This is a genomic window from Rhodococcus sp. 14-2470-1a, from assembly GCF_002259425.1.
Taxonomy (GTDB): Bacteria; Actinomycetota; Actinomycetes; order Mycobacteriales; family Mycobacteriaceae; genus Rhodococcoides; species Rhodococcoides fascians_E.
On sequence record NZ_NPFZ01000004.1, the window covers coordinates 157,875 to 178,515 of the forward strand.

At 64.6% G+C, this 20,641-nt stretch carries 22 protein-coding genes; 11 read left to right on the forward strand and 11 right to left on the reverse strand.

Annotated elements, in window-relative coordinates:
• Positions 1-38 precede the first annotated feature (38 nt).
• The 6 genes from speB to CH292_RS28780 all read left to right on the forward strand — a co-directional run bounded on the left by speB (position 39) and on the right by CH292_RS28780 (position 4,687).
• Positions 39-998: an agmatinase gene (gene speB, locus CH292_RS02095; protein WP_019663479.1), complete on the forward strand. Its 960-nt coding sequence runs from the start codon at positions 39-41 to the stop codon at positions 996-998.
• Positions 999-1,058: 60 nt separating this feature from the next.
• Positions 1,059-2,243 (forward strand): CdaR family transcriptional regulator, encoded by a 1,185-nt coding sequence (locus tag CH292_RS02100; RefSeq protein ID WP_094653885.1) that lies wholly within the window; start codon positions 1,059-1,061, stop codon positions 2,241-2,243.
• A gap of 176 nt (positions 2,244-2,419) precedes the next feature.
• Positions 2,420-2,575, forward strand: coding sequence for a hypothetical protein (locus CH292_RS28775; protein ID WP_019663477.1), 156 nt, complete (start codon positions 2,420-2,422; stop codon positions 2,573-2,575).
• Positions 2,572-3,642, forward strand: coding sequence for a TerC family protein (locus CH292_RS02105; RefSeq protein WP_019663476.1), 1,071 nt, complete (start codon positions 2,572-2,574; stop codon positions 3,640-3,642). Before CH292_RS28775 ends, CH292_RS02105 begins: the two co-directional genes overlap by 4 nt.
• Positions 3,643-3,702: 60 nt before the next feature.
• Entirely contained in the window at positions 3,703-4,251 is a 549-nt protein-coding gene (locus CH292_RS02110; RefSeq protein ID WP_019663475.1) for a Dps family protein, read from the forward strand.
• 280 nt (positions 4,252-4,531) lie between these two features.
• Positions 4,532-4,687 carry a DUF6131 family protein gene (locus CH292_RS28780; protein ID WP_094653298.1) on the forward strand — a complete coding sequence of 52 codons (156 nt, stop codon included), beginning with the start codon at positions 4,532-4,534 and terminating at the stop codon, positions 4,685-4,687.
• A gap of 64 nt (positions 4,688-4,751) precedes the next feature.
• Here the strand turns inward: CH292_RS28780 and CH292_RS02120 are convergent, their stop codons facing one another.
• The 4 genes from CH292_RS02120 to CH292_RS02135 all read right to left on the reverse strand — a co-directional run bounded on the left by CH292_RS02120 (position 4,752) and on the right by CH292_RS02135 (position 8,078).
• On the reverse strand, positions 4,752-5,186 hold the full coding sequence (locus tag CH292_RS02120) for an SRPBCC family protein (protein WP_179277889.1): 435 nt from the start codon (positions 5,184-5,186) through the stop codon (positions 4,752-4,754).
• Positions 5,187-5,263: 77 nt separating this feature from the next.
• Positions 5,264-6,286 carry an LLM class flavin-dependent oxidoreductase gene (locus CH292_RS02125; protein WP_094653887.1) on the reverse strand — a complete coding sequence of 341 codons (1,023 nt, stop codon included), beginning with the start codon at positions 6,284-6,286 and terminating at the stop codon, positions 5,264-5,266.
• Between the two features lie 10 nt (positions 6,287-6,296).
• On the reverse strand, positions 6,297-7,319 hold the full coding sequence (locus CH292_RS02130) for a Gfo/Idh/MocA family protein (RefSeq protein ID WP_094653888.1): 1,023 nt from the start codon (positions 7,317-7,319) through the stop codon (positions 6,297-6,299).
• A gap of 39 nt (positions 7,320-7,358) precedes the next feature.
• Complete coding sequence (locus tag CH292_RS02135; protein WP_179276698.1) at positions 7,359-8,078, reverse strand: SDR family oxidoreductase; 720 nt, start codon at positions 8,076-8,078, stop codon at positions 7,359-7,361.
• A gap of 217 nt (positions 8,079-8,295) precedes the next feature.
• Here CH292_RS02135 and CH292_RS02140 point away from each other — a divergent pair, with 217 nt between their 5' ends.
• A complete protein-coding gene (locus CH292_RS02140) occupies positions 8,296-8,880 on the forward strand; it encodes a hypothetical protein (protein WP_019663469.1) in 585 nt (194 codons plus the stop codon).
• Positions 8,881-8,890: 10 nt separating this feature from the next.
• Here CH292_RS02140 and CH292_RS02145 read toward each other — a convergent pair whose 3' ends face one another.
• Both CH292_RS02145 and CH292_RS02150 read right to left on the reverse strand, forming a co-directional pair.
• Positions 8,891-9,643: an NAD-dependent deacylase gene (locus tag CH292_RS02145; RefSeq protein ID WP_094653889.1), complete on the reverse strand. Its 753-nt coding sequence runs from the start codon at positions 9,641-9,643 to the stop codon at positions 8,891-8,893.
• Positions 9,644-9,664: 21 nt separating this feature from the next.
• Entirely contained in the window at positions 9,665-10,249 is a 585-nt protein-coding gene (locus tag CH292_RS02150; protein ID WP_037181687.1) for a DinB family protein, read from the reverse strand.
• 257 nt (positions 10,250-10,506) lie between these two features.
• On the opposite strand from CH292_RS02150, the gene CH292_RS02155 reads away from it, so the two are divergent.
• Together CH292_RS02155 and CH292_RS02160 are read left to right on the forward strand one after the other, a co-directional pair.
• A complete protein-coding gene (locus CH292_RS02155; RefSeq protein ID WP_094653890.1) occupies positions 10,507-10,836 on the forward strand; it encodes an STAS domain-containing protein in 330 nt (109 codons plus the stop codon).
• A gap of 34 nt (positions 10,837-10,870) precedes the next feature.
• Positions 10,871-11,836, forward strand: coding sequence for a DICT sensory domain-containing protein (locus tag CH292_RS02160; RefSeq protein ID WP_244164871.1), 966 nt, complete (start codon positions 10,871-10,873; stop codon positions 11,834-11,836).
• Positions 11,837-11,858: 22 nt separating this feature from the next.
• Here the strand turns inward: CH292_RS02160 and CH292_RS02165 are convergent, their stop codons facing one another.
• The 5 genes from CH292_RS02165 to CH292_RS02185 form a co-directional block, all read right to left on the reverse strand.
• Positions 11,859-13,220 carry a lipase family protein gene (locus tag CH292_RS02165; protein WP_179277890.1) on the reverse strand — a complete coding sequence of 454 codons (1,362 nt, stop codon included), beginning with the start codon at positions 13,218-13,220 and terminating at the stop codon, positions 11,859-11,861.
• Between the two features lie 124 nt (positions 13,221-13,344).
• Positions 13,345-13,977: a TetR/AcrR family transcriptional regulator gene (locus CH292_RS02170; protein ID WP_020111212.1), complete on the reverse strand. Its 633-nt coding sequence runs from the start codon at positions 13,975-13,977 to the stop codon at positions 13,345-13,347.
• A gap of 9 nt (positions 13,978-13,986) precedes the next feature.
• On the reverse strand, positions 13,987-16,311 hold the full coding sequence (locus CH292_RS02175) for an FdhF/YdeP family oxidoreductase (protein WP_094653892.1): 2,325 nt from the start codon (positions 16,309-16,311) through the stop codon (positions 13,987-13,989).
• Between the two features lie 29 nt (positions 16,312-16,340).
• Positions 16,341-17,255, reverse strand: coding sequence for a LysR family transcriptional regulator (locus CH292_RS02180; RefSeq protein WP_094627561.1), 915 nt, complete (start codon positions 17,253-17,255; stop codon positions 16,341-16,343).
• 4 nt (positions 17,256-17,259) lie between these two features.
• Positions 17,260-18,261 carry a LacI family DNA-binding transcriptional regulator gene (locus CH292_RS02185; RefSeq protein ID WP_094653893.1) on the reverse strand — a complete coding sequence of 334 codons (1,002 nt, stop codon included), beginning with the start codon at positions 18,259-18,261 and terminating at the stop codon, positions 17,260-17,262.
• A gap of 154 nt (positions 18,262-18,415) precedes the next feature.
• Here CH292_RS02185 and CH292_RS02190 point away from each other — a divergent pair, with 154 nt between their 5' ends.
• Both CH292_RS02190 and CH292_RS02195 read left to right on the forward strand, forming a co-directional pair.
• Entirely contained in the window at positions 18,416-19,591 is a 1,176-nt protein-coding gene (locus tag CH292_RS02190; protein WP_019663459.1) for a Gfo/Idh/MocA family protein, read from the forward strand.
• Positions 19,592-19,620: 29 nt separating this feature from the next.
• Complete coding sequence (locus tag CH292_RS02195; protein WP_094653894.1) at positions 19,621-20,613, forward strand: sugar phosphate isomerase/epimerase; 993 nt, start codon at positions 19,621-19,623, stop codon at positions 20,611-20,613.
• Positions 20,614-20,641 lie beyond the last annotated feature (28 nt).

A 20,641-nucleotide genomic window follows, 5' to 3' on the forward strand; every position in this document is an offset into this window, starting at 1 on the left:
TCCGGTGGGACGATCCGAAGTCTGGCATCGTCAGCGTCATGAGCCCCGAACGACCACCTGTCGGTCCCATCGGTCCGGTCGACGCAACCGTGGTGCCCCGGTATGCCGAGCCGACGACGTTCGCGCGGTTACCGCGGCTCGACGAGGTGTCGCGTGCCGACGTCACGATTCTCGGTGTGCCGTTCGATTCCGGCGTCAGTTATCGGCCGGGCGCTCGGTTCGGTCCCGGTCACATCCGAGCATCCTCGAAGTTGCTTCGTCCCTACAACCCCGCGTTGAAGGTCTCCCCGTTCGCAGATCGTCAGGTCGCGGATTTCGGTGACATCGGGGTCAATCCGTTCGACATCACCGAAGCCCTTGCCACCGTCGAGTCCGCGGTGACCGGACTGCGACAGGACGGTTCGTCGGTGCTGACGATCGGCGGTGACCACACGATCGCGCTGCCGATCCTGCGTTCGCTCGCGCGTGACCACGGTCCGTTGGCGGTGCTGCATTTCGACGCGCACCTCGACACATGGGACACGTATTTCGGGGCGCCGTTCACGCATGGGACCCCGTTCCGTCGGGCCAGCGAGGAAGGCTTGATCGACCTCGAGCGCTCACAGCACATCGGGATCCGAGGGCCGCTCTACAGCGAGCAGGATCTGGAGAACGACCGCATCCTCGGTTTCCAGGTCGTTCGGTCCGACGACTACGAAACCGACGGCGTCGCGAGCATCGTCGAACGCATGCGTGCTCGCCTGGACACCGGCCCGGTCTACGTGTCCGTGGACATCGACGTGCTCGATCCTGCACACGCGCCGGGGACGGGGACACCGGAGGCGGGCGGGCTCACGTCGCGCGAGTTGCTGAACACCCTGCGCGGACTGGTCGGAGTAGACGTGGTCGGTGCGGACATCGTCGAGGTGGCACCCGCATACGACCACGCCGAGATCACCGGAATCGCCGCTGCCCACGTCGCCTACGAGTTGTTGTCGGTCCTCGCGGCGAACGCGTGATCGGATCACCCGGACGGTCGGCGCGGGCTGCGTTGCCACCTCGACCAATACGATGACCAGGTGGCACACGATCGCGCGATCCCGACGAGCCAAGACCGACGACGCAGCGTCGCCGACCTCGCGGCCGAGGATGCCGGCGGGCTGTCCACGGAGTTGCTCGGGGATTTTCTGGAGGTCCTGACCTCTGCGGTGTCCGAGGGTCGCACGTTGTCGCGTCGACAGCTGCGGACTCTGCGCACCCACGGGGACACCGCGGCGCGGCAGGGCGTCGCCCTCCGGGCACTGCTCGATCTGTACCTGTCCTCCGCCTGGCGCCTGTGGCGGGAGCTTCCTGCGATCGTCGACGCCGACCGAGACCCACAGGCCGTCGTGACGGCCGGTGAGGTGATGCTGCACGCCGTCGACGATGCGGTCGCCGAGCTCGCCGAAGGGTTCCAACTCGCCAGGCGAGTGCTGGTGCGTGCGGAGGAGTCGGCCCGGCGTGAATTCGTCGACGATCTGCTGTCCGGTAGCGCGGACATCGCGGGAGTGATGGGCAGGGCGGAGACGTTCGGCCTGGATCTGACCGGGCCTCATGCGGTCGTGGTCGTCGCGGCCAGTACGCCGTTCACCGACGGTGGCCGGGTCATCACCGAGGTGGAACGCGCGGTGGAAGGAAGCAAAGCGGACTCGGAGGTTCTCGTCGCGAGCAAGGAAGGCCGCCTTGTCGTGGTGTTCGCTGCCCCGGATCACGCAGCGGTGGAGTACGTCGTCGACCGTGTTCGCGAGGCCACCGAGAGAGTCGATGTCTCGGGGACGTGGACCCGGCGGATCGGAGTGGGGCGGACGGGACCCAGCGTGGCCGGTGTCGTGTCGTCGTATCGTGAAGCAGTCGATTCGCTCGACCTCGGCGCGAAGCTGGGCCTGGGCACTGTGGTGGTGGATGCACGTGACCTGCTGGTGTACCGGGTGCTGTTGGACGACAAGGCCGCGATCACGGATCTGGTGCACACGGTTCTGACTCCTTTGCTGACTGCACGTGGCGGCGCAGGCCCCTTGCTCGACACGTTGTTCACCTTCTTCGGAACAGGCGGAAATTCTGCCTCGACAGCCCGGGCGATGCATTTGTCCGTTCGCGCCGTGACCTACCGTCTGGCCCGAGTGGCCGATCTGACCGGCCACGACGTCGGCGATCCGGCCGAACGATTCACCCTGCAGACGGCCGTGTACGGCGCCAGATTGCTCGGGTGGCCGACGGAGAGCTGAGCTCCGGGTCACGTTTGAGCCGAGTCAGCGCCTCTTGTTGCCGGGATACGGCAACCGAAATCGGTCAAACATGTCCGCGTTCGGACGATGACTGCCGCAATCGATACAGGCACACTTGAGGAGTCGCGGTCGCAAGCGGCCGCCGAGAACCTTCTATCGACAAGGAGCACCGTTTCATGGCATCACTGATTCAGAAACTGCAGGTGTTCGCCCGTAGCCCTCAGGGTAAGAAGCTCATTGCGCAAGGGCGCGCTTTCGCCACCAAACCCGAGAACCAGGCCAAGTTGAAGAGCCTCGGATCTCGATTCACCAGTAAGGACACTCGCCGATGAACGTCCCCGTATGGGCGTGGGCGGCTTTCGCAGCCGTTGTCGTCATTCTGTTGGCCATCGACCTACTTGCCCACCGCGGCGCACACATCATCGGCTTCCGGGAAGCAGCCTGGTGGAGTGCGCTTTGGGTCGGCGTCGCTCTCATTTTCGGTGGCGTCGTGTTCGCCACTCTCGGTACCACGGCAGGCGTCGAATACACGACGGCCTGGTTGTTGGAGAAGAGTTTGTCGGTGGACAACCTCTTCGTCTTCGCGCTGATCTTCGGATACTTCAAGGTCCCCCGTGAGTACCAGCACCGCGTTCTGTTCTTCGGCGTCGTCGGCGCCCTCGTGTTCCGCGGAATCTTCCTCGCCGCAGGTGTCGCGATCGTCAGCAAGTTCACCGTCGTTCTGTTCGTCTTCGCCGCCATCCTGCTGTACAGCGCATGGAAGCTGATGAAGGACGAGGAGGACTCGTACGATCCGAGCCAGTCCATCGCAGTGAGGTTGCTGCGTAAGGTCATCCCGGTTCGCGACGAGTACGACGGCACGAAGTTCTTCGTCAAGGAAGCCGGCAAGCGCGTTGCCACCCCGCTGCTCGCCGTCGTCGTCGCCATCGAGGCAGCAGACCTCGTGTTCGCGGTCGACAGTGTGCCCGCTGTTCTCGCGGTCAGTGACGACCCGTTCATCGTGTACTCGTCCAACGCGTTCGCGATCCTCGGCCTGCGCGCCCTGTACTTCCTGCTCTCGGGTCTGCTCGAGAAGTTCCACTACCTGTCCAAGGGCCTCGCGATCATCCTCGGATTCATCGGCGTCAAGCTGGTTCTGCAGGCAAGCCACAAGGTGATCAGCACGTCGATCCCGGAGATCCCGTCCCTGGTGAGCCTGGTGGTCATCATCGTGGTCCTCGCAGGTTCGATCATCCTGAGTCTGAAGAATCCGCCGAAGGAGTCGGCAGATTCAGCAGATTCGATCGAGGCGGACGACCCGGCCGGCCCCGCCGGCAGCACGTCGGCGAGCCTGACCAAGGATCGGTCGACGGACCTGAAGACCGAGTCCGAACTCGGTGGAGGGTCGGAACCGAAGTAGTCTTCCCCACATACGTGCCCGGGGTGTTTCGACGCGAAGCACCCCGGGTACGTGCGTTTCATGACCAATTCGAATTCCTACACAGTTCCCGGATTGAGCACCGACCAGGGCGCGCGCGTCGCTGCACTGCTGCAGGACCGCCTCAACGCCTACAACGATCTCCATCTCACTCTCAAGCACATTCACTGGAATGTCGTGGGACCCAACTTCATCTCCGTGCACGAGATGCTCGACCCTCAGGTCGAAGCGGTTCGTGGGTTCGCCGACGACGTGGCGGAGCGTATTGCGACACTGGGTTCAGCTGCACTCGGAACGCCCGGCACCATCGTCAAGGAGCGTTCGTGGGACGACTACTCGATCGGCCGCGCAACGGCCATCGAGCACCTCGGAGCCCTCGACTTGGTTTACGTCGGCGTTATCGGTGACACTCGGAAGGCCATTGCGGAGATCGGCGAGATCGATCCCGTCACCGAGGATCTGCTGATCGGGCAGAGCGGCCAGCTCGAGCTCTTCCACTGGTTCGTTCGTGCGCACCTGGAGAACTCCGGCGGTCAGCTCTCGACCGCGGGCGCGTCGAGCGAGACCGAAGCGGCGTCGAACGCCGGCTGACATCCAGCTCACTTCACGCCACAACGCCCCGACTTCGGTCGGGGCGTTGTCGTTTCTGTCACCCGAAACCGGCACAGATCACAAAAACGGGCCATCCGGTCGGGTCGCGTCGCCACGTGAAATACGAACTCCGGAGACGGTCGCCTGTGAAATGTTCGAAACATCCGTCCCGCCCGCATATTCGGCAGGAGTTCGGGTACTCACCTCCTGTTCGACGATCAACGAACGAAGGTCGGCGGTTGTCGCACGAGCGGCACCGAACTCGAAAGAAGGTAAGACAGTGATCGTCCTGGGAATCATCCTCGCGCTGATCGGCATTTTCGCCAAGATCAGCATTCTGACCACGATCGGCATCATCCTTGTCGTCGTCGGAGCAGTCCTGACCATTCTCGGTGCCACCGGCCGCGCAGTCGGTGGGCGCAAGACCTTCTATTGATTCTCACTCCCACTCACACGTGCGGGGCCCGAACCGAATCGGTTCGGGCCCCGTTCGTCTGTCTTCACAGCCCTTCGAGGGTGCGTGTCATGGCGTCGACGGTCTTGTCGCCGATGCGTTCGAAGATCAGCTTGAACACCGGGTCCGACAGTTTCGCCAGTCCGTTGAACGTGATGGTTGCGACGTAGGTGATTCGAGTGGAGTCGTCGCCTGCGTCCTCGAACGCGATGTGGTCCACTGTCGTCGCCGTCTTGTTCCTACCTTCGAACTCGACGACGTCCTGCCTGTCCTCGACCAACCGGTACGTCAATTCGGTGCTGATTCCGGCGAGCTTGGATTCGTTGTGCCATTCGGTACCGACACCGATCGGTCCCGGTGTCGATCGGACACACCGTTGCGTGCCCGGGTCCCATGCTTCCGCGTGCGCGAAATCCCGAAGGTAGTCGACGACGACCTTGCGTGAGCGCCGGACGGTGAATGTGCGTTCCACGTGAACCATGGTGCTGTCCTCCAATGCCGAAAGCGTGACTTTCGGCTACCCACGCTCACGGCATCCCACACGCTGTGTCGGCAGGTTCAGCCGTGTGACGGTCGCCATCCCAGTTCGGGACCGAGAACCGTTGCCATGTCGGTCAGAATCTGCACGTAATCCGAGTGATCGAAGCTGAACGGTAGTGCGAACGCGACTTCGTCCACCTCACGGAAGGCCGCGTTGTCGTACAACCGGTCGGCGATCTCACGCGAGGTTCCGACCAGGTCGGCTGCGAACATCATCCTCGCCGGTCCCTGCGGAGTTGCCGTGCGTGCCCGTCTGGACTCCGCGTACGCACGGTACTTCTTTACTTGGTCGGTGGACGCAGAATCGGTCGGGATCACCACGAGTCCTTGTGACACACGCGCCGCGTTCTTCTGCGGGTGATGCTCGCGGAACGTCGTGATGTGCGAGTGCTGGATCTCGTCGAAGTTCTCCGACTCCTCGGCTTTCACCACACTGCTGACGAGCAGGTTCATTCCTGTCTCGCCTGCCCACCGAGCAGACCGAAGACTGGCGCCCCCGTACCACATTCGGTCCCGCAGGCCAGGCGAATGGGGTTGAACACGGTCGGAGAACTGCTCGATCCCGACCGTGCCACTCCAGTTCGACGCGGGCTGACCGGAAACCAGCGACAGAAGGCGGTTCACTCTGGTGTAGCTGAAATCCTCGACGTCGGCGGTGTCCGGATACAACGCGTTCTTCACTCGGTCGAATTGCATGGGTGGTCCGACACTGACACCCGGGTTGATACGACCGCCGGAGAGCACGTCGACCGTCGCAAGGTCCTCGGCGAGTCGAAGCGGGTTCTCCCACCCGAGTGGAGTCACCGCCGTCCCCAGCTCGATTCTGCTGGTGCGCTGCGACGCCGCAGCCATGATCGCGATCGGGGACGAGATCCCGTACTGCAGGTGGCGGTGACGCAGCCACGCACTGTCGAATCCCAGTTGCTCGCCGAGTTCGATGATCTGCAGTGTCGATTCGTGGCCGAGAGCGGGGTTGTGCTCGTCGAACAATCCGATCGTCAGAAATCCGAGTTTTCGCAGTTCGACCGAGCGTGCAGGCATGAGAAAAAGCCTACAACCGGATGACCTCACCTGTTTCCGCGGCGCGGCGTGCCGCGTCGAGCACTTCGAGAGTGTGGATGACCTCGGACGCAGGGACCGGTTGCGGGCCCTCGCCGCGCACAGCGGCGGCGAAGTCGCGGTAGTAGTTCTTGTAACTCCCCTGCGCGGACGGAACCTTCTCTGCACCCGCGTCCGTATGCAGTGTGCCCCAGCGCTCTTCGAGCTCGTAGCCGAACGTGTCCGGCTCGTCCGCCGGGCGACGACCGGCGAAAACGGCCTGCGCCTGGACGTCGGTTCCGTCGGAGTAGTAACTGCCGTCCGTTCCGTACACCCGAAGCTGGCGCGCCTGGAAGTGGTTGACCTTGGTGGCGGACAGGGTCGAGTGAACACCGCTCTCGTGGTCGAGATCGACGACGAACGCACTGTCGGTTCGATCGTCGCCCTCACCGGCCCAATCCATGCGCGCGTACACACTGGTGGCGCGACCGAACAACCACAGCGCCTGATCGACCAGGTGGGCTCCGAGGTCTCGCAGCAGTCCACCGGTCGGTCCGAGTTCGAGCGTGGCGGGTTCGTCGAGATCGAACCTCGACTCCACTCGCCAGATCCGGCCGAGCTTGCCGCTGTCGATCACGCCGCGCAGAGTCTGGATGTCTGCGTCCCACCGCCTGTTGTGGAAAACACTGAGAAGTACTCCGGCGTCGGCCGCGGCATCCACGAGGTCCTGTCCGCCCCGGGGGTCGGGCGCAAAAGGTTTGTCGGCGATGACGTGCACACCGCGCGCGACGGCCTCGAGAACCAGCTCCCGACGCGTCTCGGGTGGGGTCGTGATGGTGACGGCGTCCACGCCCGCATCGATCAGTTCGGTCAGGCTGCCGTACACCGGTGTGCCCGGCGCATCGAGTTCGACCTGAGCCGCACGTTCAGGAGAACGCGTGACGATGCCGACGAGTTCGACCCCTTCTGCCGCTTGTACGAACGGCACGTGAAAGTAGCGCCCCCCGACGCCGTGTCCGACAACTCCCAGACGCATGAGATCTCCTTTTGTTAGGACAACCGCACACATTACGCGTCAGCGAAGTGCGTAACCACCGTCGGGATACAACGTGGAGCCGGTCGTGTACCCACTGGAGAGGAGGTAGACGACGGCATCGGCAACCTCGGATTCCACCCCGACCCGCCCCAGTGTGGTCGCGGACGCGAACTGTTCGAACGCGGGGATGCGGACGTCGTCGGGTCTGCTCCGCCACAGATGTCCGTCGATCGTTCCCGGCGACACCGAGTTCACTCGAATGGGCGCGAGCTCTACCGCCAATCCACGACCGAGGCCTTCGATCGCAGCATTGGCCGCGACGTACGCAGGAGCCGCTCCCGGTGGCCTGACACTGGCCGCACCGGCCATCAACACTATCGATGCGTCACTGGTCAGCGTGTTCACCGCAGCTTTGACCACGCGGTACTGACCCCAGAATTTGGATTCGAACGCCGACGCCGCGTCCGCTTCCGACAGCTCGCGAAGCGAACCCGTCACATAGGTCGCGGCAGTGGTGAACAGACCGTGCACCGAGTCGAGCTCGGCGAAGAAGTCCTCCACCGATGCGGGTGACGACGTGTCGACCACTTGCCACGTCGCGCGTACGCCCAGTGCGTCCGAAGCCTTCTCGAGGGTCGACGATGTACGGCCGCCGAGGACGACCGATCCGCCTGCCCCGACGACTTTCTCGCCCACCGCATAGCCAATTCCGGTTGCGCCACCGATCAACACGACCGTTCTACCCGTCAGGTCACTCACGTCGCCATCTCTCCTCGTGCTCTTCGACTGCACCGAACCTGTTTTCGATACAGCACGATCGGAGGTCTGACAGAGCAGGCGATCGAAGGGGAGGGCTGAACTCGAGTTGATTTTTATGTCTGGGCCTTGCGACGGTTGTTCCAGGCGATATCCACTCTGCGGTCCCAAAGTATGTGTTTCAATCGACTCGCGGTATCGATCGGAGGGGTGGAACACGATGACCAGTGCGCTGACATCGTCCGAGGTGCACTACGAGTGGGCCGTCGACGCGATGGAATCACTCGCCGTCAAGGGCATCGTCAAGGTCGTGATCGCGTTCGCGACACTTGCCATGGCAGTTGTGGTCACGCTGGAAATGGTGTTCGGCTACGGCGCAACGACACCCATCCCCTCCGCAGTCCAGTGGATATCGATGATGACGGCCTATGCGATGGGGCTGTTCTGGCTGTTCGGCCCGTGGCCAACCCTGAACCAGGCATTCGCGTTCGTCACGATTGCCAACATCGCCATCTTCTCCGCGACGATCGTTGCCGACTTTCCGCCGGAGATCACCCTCGGAAAGACAGCGTTCTTCATCGAGATCGGGATGTTCGTCGGATTCTTCTTCGAGAAGTGGATGCTCGCCGCGCACATTCTGTTGTGCGTTGCCGCCACCACCTTCATCGCCGTGTACGTCGTCGCCTACAAGGACGTGGCGGTCTTGATGTCCTTTGTCGTCTGGTCTCCCGTGGTGGTCTCCATCGGCGGCTTCGTACTTCTACTGCACTTCGCAGCGCGATCGATGCGGCTCGAATTCGAGTGAGCCCACCAGCTCAGTCGAGCGCCGCGACCAACGCAGGCAGGCCGAGTGCCGCCGTCGTGCGTACGCGGTGGTCGGCCATGTCGGAAATCTCGGTTTCCACCGGATTGATCTCGACGACGACGGCACCCGTGCTGCGAGCCATCGCTGGCAGGCCGGCGAACGGAAACACGACACCGGACGTGCCGACGACGAGCACGAGGTCCGCGTGTTCCACCGCGGAGACCGCTGCCGTCCACTGATCCTGAGGGAGCGGTTCTCCGAACCAGACCGTCCCCGGCCTCATCGGCCCGCCGCAGAACGGGCACTCGGGAGGAACGACGCGTTCGATCTCCTCGTCGACCACGTCCGCCTCCGGCTGCGAGTGCACTCCGCACTCCGAGCACCGGGGATCGAACAGACTTCCGTGCACGTGAGCGATCACGTGCGAGCCCGCTCGCTCGTGCAGGTCGTCCACGTTCTGCGTGGCAATGTCGAGATGTGTGCGTTGTTGCCACGCAGCCAGGGCCAGGTGCCCCGCATTGGGCGCGGACCGCCGGACCAGTTCGGCCCGCCAGCGGTACCACCCCCACACGAGGTCGCTGTCACGCGCCCAGCCCTCGGGGCTGGCGAGATCGGCGGGATCGAACTGCGACCACAGGCCGGTGTGGGCGTCACGGAACGTCGCGATTCCCGACTCCGCCGACATTCCTGCGCCCGTCAGAACAGCGACACGGGTTGCCGTGCGCGCGAGGTCGATCACTGCACCGGGAAGCTCCGCGTTCACGCGAGCCAGTCTCGCACGAGATCAGGGCTGGTACCGACGTGCGTGCTCCTCGACGCGTGCGCGGTGATCGGCCCAGAACGCAGTCTCGTCCGGCGGCATGTTCTCGTTGCCGAGCGTGAGGCCGACCGATCCGTCGATCAACTCTCGAAGGATGTCGGCGTGCCCTGCATGTCGGTCCATGTCCGCGATGACGTGTACGACGATGCGGTGCAAGGTGACGGTGGCCCGTTCACGAGGCCAATGCGGGACCACGCCGGTGGCGTCGAGCGGAAGCTCGGCGATGGTGCGGTCCGAGTGTTCCCAGATCTGTCGGTACAGCCCGACGATGTACTCCGTGGATTCGTCGGCCTTGGCCCACAGGTCTGCGTGCGGGTCCTCGCCCTCCTCTGCCCACGGCACCGCTTCGTGGAAGGGCCGGTCGAACGTCCAGCCGAAGTATCCGAGTTCGACGACGGTGAGATGCTTGATCAGACCGAGCAGGTTGGTGCCGGTGGGTGTCATCGGACGACGCATGTCGTACTCGGACAAGCCGTCCAGTTTCCAGAGGAGTGCAGTGCGTCCTGCCTGCAGGTACCTCTGCAGATCTTCCTTGGCCGATTCCGTCATGCTTCACAGCCTCGCAGACCCGTCCGACACGTGCAGCTCGTCGGGTTTCATTACCGTTTCGAGACCCGGAGACCCGAAACGGACACTACGGACTCCGTCGAATCTCGTTGGGGGACAAGATATCGCAAGGAGATTCGAGGCGTCTCGTTATGCAATCGTTATGTTTGTTACGAATTCGTTATTGTTCGTGCATCCCTACGGATACCTTGTTCCGTCACGATGATTGCAGCGAACAACTATCGACTCGGGAGGAACAGATGACGCACGTTCTGCTCGACCAGGAGACCGAGGTACAGAGCTCGGCGTCGGCATCGACACTGGTCGTGTCCGGTGACATCGATCTGATCACTGCACCGTCCTTCGCTCGTCGTCTGAGCGAGGCCCTCGAGCAGAATCCACACGTCGAGCTGGACATGTCCGGTGTCACGTTCTTCAGCAGCGCAGGCGTCGACGTGTTCGCGTCGGTCGACACGGCTGGGGGCCGGACGCTGACGATCACCTCCTGCCCCCTCGCGGTCGGGCGAACGCTGGACGTGCTCGGATGGCCGTCTCATCTTCGTCTCCCCGCGAGCGCATCACACGCGTGATCCTTTCGCCCCACACGAGAACAGCAGGTACACGGTGAGCTCCCCTCGGTTCGCTCCTGGTGACGTGATCCCGGTCGAGCTCGACCCGGGGCGCACCACCTCTCGCTCGACGGGGGTTCTCGCCGACGCAGTCGTGATCGACCACGTCGCGTTCTCGCGCAATCCGGCATCGGTTCTCAGCACCGTCGAATCGGCGCGTGCGCAAGCGCGGCCGGTCGCGCTCGACGGTGTCGGCACGGGACCGGAGTCACTTGCCCTGCTTCCGCTGATCGAGCCGGATGTCATCATCCTCGCGCCCGAGATGACCGGTAGCGCGACCGACGTCGCCGCGGCCAGAGCACTGCACGTCCTTGCTGCCCAGGCCGAGCGCACCGGAGCTGTCGTGGTGGCACGGGGCGTGGATTCCGATCGAGACCGGGACAGAGCACTGGCGCTCGGAGCCACGTTCGGCCTGGGCGATCTCTTCCGTGCCGACGGTGGCGACGTGCGCCCGGACGCGGTGACACCACCTACGTGGAACACCCCGTCCAGCGATCACACGTCCGCGTTCGTCATCGCGTCGACCGACCAGACGACGACGGTCAGCACGAAGAAACTGCTCGTGCAGATGAGCATGCACATCGAGGCACAGGCTTCCGACGCAGGTCCGGACACATTGGTGCTGGGGACATTTCAGCATTCCCGGCACTTCACTGCGCGCACGAGGCGCAGATGGCGCACCCTCGCGGGCCGGACCGCGTACACCGGCGTCTACGGGATCGGCCTCGGAGAGCTGGCAGTGCCCGGCATCGTCGGGTCGTCTCTCGACGCCTCGGACGACCTGGTCGACGAATGGAATGTCGTGGTGCTCGGGCAGTTCTTCTGCTGCGTACTGTCGGCCCGGGACCTGCACCGAGGCGAGGACGATCCGGACCGCGAGTTCGAGTACGCCATCACGCACGACCGGGCGACGGTCGTGCGGTGCGCTCGGACCGTGTTGTCACGGTCCGAGCCCCGCTGACTCTCGTGGTTCGGCCGACCGGTCAGGATCCGATCGGTTGACCGAAGAGGCCGGCAACCAGATCGCCGACGACGTCCTGCCACACCGGCCAGGTCCGTGAGTCCAGAGCCATCGAGCCGACGTCGGTGGTGCGGCAGCCCGGCTCGGCCGGCACTCCGGCAAACCGGTCGCGGAGCCACAGCAACGCACTCGGCGCAGCAACCACTTCGAGGGTGAGGTGTTCGCTGAAGTGGTCACGCGTGTAGGTGACGCTCGCGCTCGGGTCGGCGCAGTACGTGTCGACGAGCGTGTTCACCGGCCCGACGGGTACCAGCCAGTCCGGGTTGGATTGGTACATGTACATGGGGAATCGGGGGACGGACTTGCCCATCTGCAGCTTGGCGAGCGCGCTCTGCGCTACCGGCTCGCGAAGCGGATCGCCGGGAGTGTCGAACAGCCCCTTGAGGTTCACGAACGGTGCGATGGCCGAGTTCCATCCGATGCACAGGTTCTGCTTCGCGCCGAACATCGCTTTGCCCAAGGGGTTGAGCTTCTGGTCGATGAACTGCGCGAGCTCGGGATCCTCACGGGAGACTCCGATGATGCCGGATGCCACGATTCCTGCACCGAGCGCGTTGTTCGAGTTGTCGACGAGCGCACCCACATCGGCCACGATTCCGCCTTCGGCGGCCCCGACGATGTTCAGGTCGGGGGCGTAGCTTTCGTGCAGCTCGGCGGCATGACCTGTCGCGATGGATCCGCCGGAGTACCCCATCATTCCGACCTTCGTCGCGCGTCCGTCCAGCCCGAGCGGGTCAAAGTTCTCGGCGGCACGGATTCCGTCGAGGGTGATCCGCCCGGCGAGTGGGCCGGCCGCGAAGGCCGAGTTCGGCCCTTGGTGGTCGGGCACCACGACGGCCCAGCCCTGGGCCAGGGCGGCCTGGATCTCGAGGAACTGTGCTCCTCCGGTGATCGCTCCGGTCAGCGGCCAGGGAATGGAGCCTTGCTGCAGCACGTACGACGACGCACAGTAGGCACCCAGTGAGTCCTCGGCGATCTGGAAGGACAGCAGTGGCCTGCCCGGAACGTATCCACGGGGCTTGAGCACGGTGGCCACCGCCGGGATCGCTTCGTCGCGACTGTCGTTGGACCGGTACGACAGTTGCCAGGCGTCGACGTTGACCGGGAGGACACCGAGGTTTGCCACGTTCACCGGCCGAGACGCAATGATCTGGCCGGGATCGGCAGCGGAGACGATCGACTGCTCCGGCGAGTAGAACCCCGTATCGAATTCCGGAATCGCCGGGAACGCCGGCTGCGCTACCACTGGCGGCGCGGTGGCGGTCACCGCGACGGCGACGCTTGCAGCCGCAACCACACCGAGAACCACTCTTCGAACGGACATTCAGCCTCCCCGAAAAACAAGTTAGATGTATTTGTCTAACTTGGACTCCGTGGAGAGTAGATCAGAAGTGATGTGGATTACAACCACCTGATCCCGTGGCCGCTCGCGGGCTCGGCTCTTGCCCTCAGTGCAGGAGCAACGAGTCGAGGAACCCGACCATGATGTTCGTGAGGTCCTCGACATCGGGTCGCGGATCCGCCGTGCTCCATTGCTGCACGAGCGCGATGAGGGCCCCGATGAACGCCGTCGACGCCATCTCGTAACCGCCCGGCGGCACGTAATCCTCACCCACCGCCGACCGGACGGTCAGCGCGAAGAACTCGCGCCACACCGCACGCTCGGCCAACCGATGCTCGTCCATGCGACGACTGACGCCGACACTGTCCACGAACGAGATACGGGCCCTGCGTGGATCTTTGCCGATCGACTCGACGTACGCCCCCATCGCCGCCGTAGCCAGCTCGTGCGTGTCGGAGGTCGTACACCGCGCGACCGCCTGCGTCGTTGCTGCCTTGGCGTCCGCCTGGATCGAGTCGTACAGCGCGATGAGCGCGTCCTCTCGGCTCGCGAACTCGTCGTAGAACTGCCTGCGCGCCAACCCGGCCGAACGACACAGGTCCGCAACGGAACTGGCTGTGTATCCCTTCTCGGAGAACACGTCGAGCGCGGCGGCGAGAAACTGCGACCGTCTCCGGGAACGACGATCCTCGACGGCGATGCCGCCATAGGTTCGATTGTCGCCGTCCGCGGTGCTCACCGGACGAGTTTAGCCGTGACGGCGGCGTTCCAACCGGACGACGACGGCCTTGGACACCGGAGTGTTGGATTTGCGCGCGACGTGGTCGAGAGGAATCAACGGGTTGGTCTCCGGGTAGTACGCTGCCGCGTTTCCGCGAGGCGTGGAGTAGGCGACGATTCTGAACCGGTCGGCACGACGCTCGGCGACGGTGCCGTCGGGAAGTTGCCACTCGGAGACGAGGTCCACCACCTCCCCGTCGACGAATCCCATCGACGCGATGTCGTCGGGATGGACGAACACCACCCTTCTGCCACCTTTGACGCCGCGATAGCGATCGTCGAGGCCGTAGATGGTGGTGTTGTACTGGTCGTGGCTCCGCATGGTCTGCAGCATCAGCCGCCCCTCGGGGACCGGCAACCACGTCAACTCGTTGACCGCGAAGTTGGCCTTGCCGGTGGAGGTGTGGAAGGTACGACTGTCGCGGGGAGGATGCGGAAGCCCGAACCCTTCCTTCTGCCGGACCTTGCGATTGAAGTCCTCGAACCCGGGGACGACCCGGGAAATGGAGTCCCGAATCCTGTCGTAGTCGTCACGGAAGCTCCCCCACGGCACCGAATGCCCCGGCCCGAAGAGCTTTTCGGCGATTCCGCACACAATGGACACCTCAGATCGCATGAATGCGCTCGACGGCCGAAGGCCACCGCGCGAGGCATGCACCATCGACATCGAGTCCTCGACGGTCACGAACTGCTTGCCCGACGCCTGCACGTCGCGGTCGGTCCGTCCCAGCGACGGCAGGATCAGAGCGCTTCGTCCGTGGACCAGATGGCTGCGGTTCAGCTTGGTCGAGACCTGAACGGTCAGGGAGCAGTTGCGGAGCGCCGCTTCGGTGACGGCGGTGTCCGGTGTCGCCGAGACGAAGTTGCCGCCCATGCCCATGAAGAAGGTGCCGCGGCCGTCGCGCATCGCTCGGATCGAGTCGACGGCGTCGAGTCCATGGTCGCGGGGAGAGTGGATGCCGAACTCGTCGTCGAGTGCCGCGAGAAACGACTCGGGCATCTTTTCCCAGATGCCCATGGTGCGATCACCCTGGACGTTCGAATGTCCACGCACGGGGCAGACACCGGCCCCTGGCTTTCCGATCATCCCCCGCAGCAACAGCAGGTTCACTGCTTCCTCGATGGTCGCGACGCCGTGGGTCTGCTGCGTCAGCCCCATCGCCCAGCAGACGATCGTCTTCTCCGAGTGGACGAGAGCCTCCGCGGTGTCGCGGATCTCGCGCATCGACAGCCCGGTGGCCTCCAGCACGACGTCCATGTCCACACCGCGGATATGGTCGATCCAGTCGTCGAATCCCGCCGTGTAGGTCTCGACGAAGGCCCGGTCGATCACGGTGCCCGGCGCCTCGTCGTCTGCGTCGACGAACATCTTTCCCAGGCCCTGGAACAGCGCCATGTCCCCGCCCAGCCGGATCTGCAGGTACTCGTCGGCGATGGCGACGCCGTCCCCGACGACACCGCCGACCTTCTGCGGATCCTTGAACCGCCTCAGCCCGGCCTCGACCAACGGATTGATCGCGATGACCCTCGCTCCGTTGCTTTTTGCCTTCTCCAGGGTGGACAGCATGCGGGGATGGTTCGTGCCGGGATTCTGGCCTGCGATGAGGATGAGGTCGGCGTTCTCGATGTCCGGAACCGACACCGAGCCTTTGCCGATTCCGATCGACGCGCTGAGCGCACTCCCCGAGGATTCGTGGCACATGTTGGAGCAGTCCGGCATGTTGTTGGTACCGAAGGACCTGATCAGTAGCTGGTACAGGAAGGCAGCCTCGTTCGACGTGCGTCCGGAGGTGTAGAAGATCGCCTGTTCCGGGGTGGCGAGTTGCCTGAGCTCGTCGGCGATCATGCGCTCGGCGCTGTCCCAGTCGATCTCCTCGTAGTGGGTCGCTCCCGGCCGCAGCACCATCGGGTGCGTGATGCGACCTTGCTGGCCGAGCCAGTACTCGGTCCGCCCGAGCAGGTCGTCGATCGAGTGCGTCGCGAAGAAGTCCGGTCCGACCGTTCTCCTGGTCGCTTCTTCGGCGACCGCTTTCGCGCCGTTCTCGCAGAACTCGGCGTGCTTGCGGTGTCCGGGAGTCTCCGGCCATGCGCACCCCGGGCAATCGAAACCCTTGCGCTGATTGAGTTTTGCCAGCGAATACGCGGTGCGGCCGGGGCCCATCTGCTCGACGCCTCGCTGCAGGGACACGAGCACGGCCGGAACGCCCGCTGCGTAGGACTTGGCTTCGGTGACGACGATGGACTTCTCGTCGTACTCGTACTCGTGGGCTGACACTCTACGACGGTGCACCATCGCGACCGCACACGTCCAAGACGTGGCTCCTACCGAGCGATAGGCGACGCCGATGAAGCCCGGTCGAGCTCGCGAGCGGTGTTCTCCAACGCCCGTATCAAGCTGGATCCCTGACTGTCCCTGGCCGTCACCAGTCCGATGACCGGCGCGTCCAGCGCGCTCGTCAACGGGGTACACCGAAGCCCCGGTGGTTCTCCGAACACCTGACGCCACACGCGCGGAACGACGGACGCCCACTGCCCGGTCTTCACGTGCGCGTACAGCGAGGCGATGGAGTCGGTCTCGATCTGCGGCGTACTGGCGGCACCGTCGTAGGCGAAGAACTCGTCGAGGATTCTGCGTCCACGCATCATCGACGGCAGCGTGCACATCGGAAACTGTGCGGCGTCGCGCCAGGTGACACCGTCCTCCCGAAACGGACCGAAGTCGGCCGCGGTCAACAGGTCGTAGTACTCGCGGTAGAGGGGAAAGGTCCGGTACCGTTCGTGGACATCGTCGTCCAGGTAGGTGATACCCCCGTCGAGCTCGAAACGGTCGATGCGGCCGGTGATCTCGTCGGACGGGAGATCCTCCGACAGTGAGACGGTCACCAACGGATGGTGCAGACACAGTGGTCCGGTCAGGTCGGCCACTGTCGCCGACGCCGTGGGCACCACGCCCAGACGTACCGCGCCGGTGACGCCGGACCGCAGAGTTGCCGCTTCCTCCTGAAGGGACTTCTGGTCGGCGACGATACGGCGCGCCCACCGGACGATCTGTTCACCCTCGGGGGTGAGTCCCTCGAACTTGTGGCCCCGGACGATCAGCGGAAGGTCGAGCTCGACTTCGAGCTTCCGGATCGCTTCGGACAGCGCCGGTTGCGAGACGTGGCATGCCTGAGCCGCGCGTGTGAAGTGACGTTCACGCGACAGCGCCACGAGGTATTCGAGTTGCCGGAAGAGCACGCCGTCACCCCCGTTCGGCGGGACCGGTCGTCCCTCGGACCACCAGGCGCGGCCGGAGAACGCTCGACGACACCTCGGTGCGGTCGTCGTCGAGGCGTGAGGTTGCTGCGCTGATCGCGCGGCGCGCCTGCTCCTTGGGTTCCTGACTGACGGTGGTCAGGTCGATGTGGGCCATTCTCGCCAGCGTGCTGTCGTCGTACCCGGTCACCGAGATGTCGCCGGGAACGGAGACTCCTCGTCTCTGCAGCGCGTCGAGCAGGCCGACTGCACTGCGGTCGTTGGCAGCGACGATCGCGGTGTGAGGCTCGATGTCTCCGTCGAGGAACGCGTCGACGGCGGCGGGCGCGTAGTTCTCGGTGAAGTCGCCCTCGACAACGGCCATATGTTCGTCCAGCCCGTGACGGTGCATCGCGCGGCGGTAGCCGGCCTGGCGGTCCTTGCCGATCGACCCGTACCCACTGAAATGCGCAATTCTGCTGTGCCCCAGCGACACCAGGTGATCGACGACGTCGCTCATTCCCCGCGAGTCCCCCGCCCGCACGGCGTCGACTCCGCCGATTCGTCGACCCACCGCGACGATCGGCACCCGCCCTGCCCACGCTCTGAGGTCGACATCCGACGCGGCGGGCCCGAGCAGAACCACTGCCTCACAGCGGAAGTCGAGTAGTGTCTCCATGACAGCGGCTTCGGCATGCGTCGGCGTGACGGCACCGAGCACCACCTCGTACCCGACCTTGTCCGCCTCGGCCACCATGTGCTCGACCATCTCCGCGTGGAACGCATTCCTGATGTCGGTCATGACGCCGATGAGGTGTGTGCGCCGGAGGGACAGCAGAGCTGCGGTTCGATTCGGTCGGTAGTCCATCTCCTCCGCAACGGCGAGGACCCGGGCCTTCGTCTCTGCGCTGGGACCCGGAACTCCACGAAAGATCATGGACACCAGGGCCTTGGACACCCCTACCTTGTCGGCGATGTCCTGCATGGTCACCGATCTTCCGGCGTTCATGTCTTCTCGTCTCCGTTCCCGCCCGTGAGAGCGTGTCGAACTGCGGCAACGCCGTCCTTGACATCCGCGCGATCGGTGACCCATAGTATCCCTACTAGACCGGTCAAATAGACCGAACTAATCCCGCGACACTCCGAAAGAAAGCAGCACGTTCATGACAGAGAACTCGCTCGGCGTAGCCGTCATCGGTGGCGGTATGGCCGGACGCGCCCATGCCGCCGGGTACCGGATGGCGTCGACGCTGTTCGGCACCGACCGCCCGGATGTACGTTTGGTGGCCATCGCGGACACCAACAAGGGTGTCGCGGACGATACCGCCAAGCGGTACGGCTACGAGCGCGCCGAGTACAGCTGGCAGGCGATCGCCGAGGCACAGGACATCGATGTCGTGTCCGTCGTCGTCGCCAATCACCTGCACCGTGAGATCGTCGAAGGCCTGCTCGCTGCAGGCAAGAACGTGCTGTGCGAGAAGCCGCTGGCAGGGTCGCTGGCCGATGCGGAGTCGATGGTCGCCGCGGCCGCGGCATCGAGCGGTATCGCCTCGGTGGGCTACACCTACCGCCGGTCCCCGGCCGTGCAGGCCATCGCCGACGAGCTCGCCGCCGGTCGCCTCGGTGAGATAGTGCACTTCGACGGCCGCTACCGCGCCGATTACTCCCTCGATCCGAGCGGGCCGATCACCTGGCGGTACCGCGGTGGGCAGGGAACCGGTGCACTCGCCGATGTCGGCAGTCATCTGATCGATCTCGCCGAGTACGTCGCCGGACCGATCGTCGAGGTCCGCGGGGCGCAGTTCTCCACCGTCGTCACCGAACGCCCCGTCCCGGTCGGAGTCACCTACGGTCACACCAAAGCCGAAACCACCGGGGAGACGGCGCCGGTGGAGAACGAGGACATCGCCACCTTCACCGCGCAGTTCGCCGGCGGATTCGTCGGAACCTTCTCCGCCTCGCGGGTCTCGCACGCCAATCCCGACGGTCTGTCCTTCGATGTGTTCGGCACGCGCGGGTCGGCGTCGTGGGCGCTCGAGCGAGCCGCGGAGTTCCACATCTCCACCACCGACATCGACGAGACGGTCAATGGCCGCCGTCAGGTCATCATCGGACCCCAGCACCCCTACATCCAGGGCGGGCTGCCGATGGACGCCGGCGGCGTCGGGCACGGCAAAGCCGAATTCTTCGCCTACCAGGCACGGGCATTCCTCGACCAGGTCGCCGGACTGACCGGCCTGCCCCCGCTCCCGGACTTCGCGCACGGACTGCGCGGCATGCAGATCGTCGCCGCCATCGCCGAATCCGCTGCCGCGAACGGCACCGCAGTCAAGATCTGACCCACCCTCTACTCGCAAGGAAGCTCACGATGAAACTCGGCGTCTACAACGCGATCCTGCACGACAAGTCCCTGCCCGACGCCATCGCGACGGTGGCCTCACTCGGTCTCGAAGGCATCGAGATCAACTCCGGTGGATTCCTGCCACCGGTGTACATTCCGGTCGACGACCTGCTCGCCGGCACCATCAGCCCAGCCGACTACCTCGCGGTGTTCGAGGGCACGGGCGTCTCGATCGCCGGCCTGAACTGCAACGGCAACCCACTGCACCCCGACCCGGAGGTCGGCCCCGAGGACGCCGAGGACCTGCGCAAGTCCATCCGTGTCGCCGGTCTGCTCGGCATCGACCGGGTGGTGACGATGTCCGGTCTGCCCGCAGCCCACGAGGGTGGGACGTGGCCGGCATGGCATGTCAACACCTGGGATTCGGGATACCTCGACTCCTCCGATTACCAGTGGGATCAGGTCGCGGTGCCGTTCTGGAAAGAGATCGACGCTCTCGCCCGTGAGCACGGAGTCAAGGTCGCCATCGAGATGCACCCGCAGAACCTGGTGTTCAACCCACCGACGCTCAAGCGCCTCGTCGACAAAGGCGGCCTGAGCAACGTCGGCGCCGAAATGGACCCCTCGCACCTGTTCTGGCAGGGCATCGACCCGGTCAAAGCCATCGAATGGCTCGGCCCCCTGGTCTTCCACGCCGCAGCCAAGGACACCCGAATCAACCCCGACTGCGAGATCTACGGAGTCCTCGACGACCGATTCACCCGCGCACCGCAGGACGGACCCCGCACCAGCCTCGGCGGCAAGCACTTCGTCAATGTCTGGCCGCAGGACTCCGCGTGGGACTTCGTCGCCGTCGGCAACGGACACGACGTCGACTTCTGGACCCGGTTCCTGCGCGCCCTGCACTCCGTGGACCCCGACATCGCCGTGAACATCGAACACGAGGACACCGCCTACGGCCCCCTCGAAGGGCTACAGATCGCCGTCGACACCCTCGACAAGGCCACAGCGAACCTGTAGCTTTCTCACCGCATTACAACGCCGGCGC

Coding starts and splice junctions, on each gene's coding strand:
- speB (WP_019663479.1), top strand. CDS start 39: ATGAGCCCCGAACGACCACCTGTCGGTCCCATCGGTCCGGTCGACGCA.
- CH292_RS28775 (WP_019663477.1), top strand. CDS start 2,420: ATGGCATCACTGATTCAGAAACTGCAGGTGTTCGCCCGTAGCCCTCAG.
- CH292_RS02105 (WP_019663476.1), top strand. CDS start 2,572: ATGAACGTCCCCGTATGGGCGTGGGCGGCTTTCGCAGCCGTTGTCGTC.
- CH292_RS02110 (WP_019663475.1), top strand. CDS start 3,703: ATGACCAATTCGAATTCCTACACAGTTCCCGGATTGAGCACCGACCAG.
- CH292_RS02120 (WP_179277889.1), bottom strand. CDS start 5,186: ATGGTTCACGTGGAACGCACATTCACCGTCCGGCGCTCACGCAAGGTC.
- CH292_RS02125 (WP_094653887.1), bottom strand. CDS start 6,286: ATGCCTGCACGCTCGGTCGAACTGCGAAAACTCGGATTTCTGACGATC.
- CH292_RS02130 (WP_094653888.1), bottom strand. CDS start 7,319: ATGCGTCTGGGAGTTGTCGGACACGGCGTCGGGGGGCGCTACTTTCAC.
- CH292_RS02140 (WP_019663469.1), top strand. CDS start 8,296: ATGACCAGTGCGCTGACATCGTCCGAGGTGCACTACGAGTGGGCCGTC.
- CH292_RS02150 (WP_037181687.1), bottom strand. CDS start 10,249: ATGACGGAATCGGCCAAGGAAGATCTGCAGAGGTACCTGCAGGCAGGA.
- CH292_RS02155 (WP_094653890.1), top strand. CDS start 10,507: ATGACGCACGTTCTGCTCGACCAGGAGACCGAGGTACAGAGCTCGGCG.
- CH292_RS02165 (WP_179277890.1), bottom strand. CDS start 13,220: ATGTCCGTTCGAAGAGTGGTTCTCGGTGTGGTTGCGGCTGCAAGCGTC.
- CH292_RS02175 (WP_094653892.1), bottom strand. CDS start 16,311: ATGGTGCACCGTCGTAGAGTGTCAGCCCACGAGTACGAGTACGACGAG.
- CH292_RS02185 (WP_094653893.1), bottom strand. CDS start 18,261: ATGAACGCCGGAAGATCGGTGACCATGCAGGACATCGCCGACAAGGTA.
- CH292_RS02190 (WP_019663459.1), top strand. CDS start 18,416: ATGACAGAGAACTCGCTCGGCGTAGCCGTCATCGGTGGCGGTATGGCC.
- CH292_RS02195 (WP_094653894.1), top strand. CDS start 19,621: ATGAAACTCGGCGTCTACAACGCGATCCTGCACGACAAGTCCCTGCCC.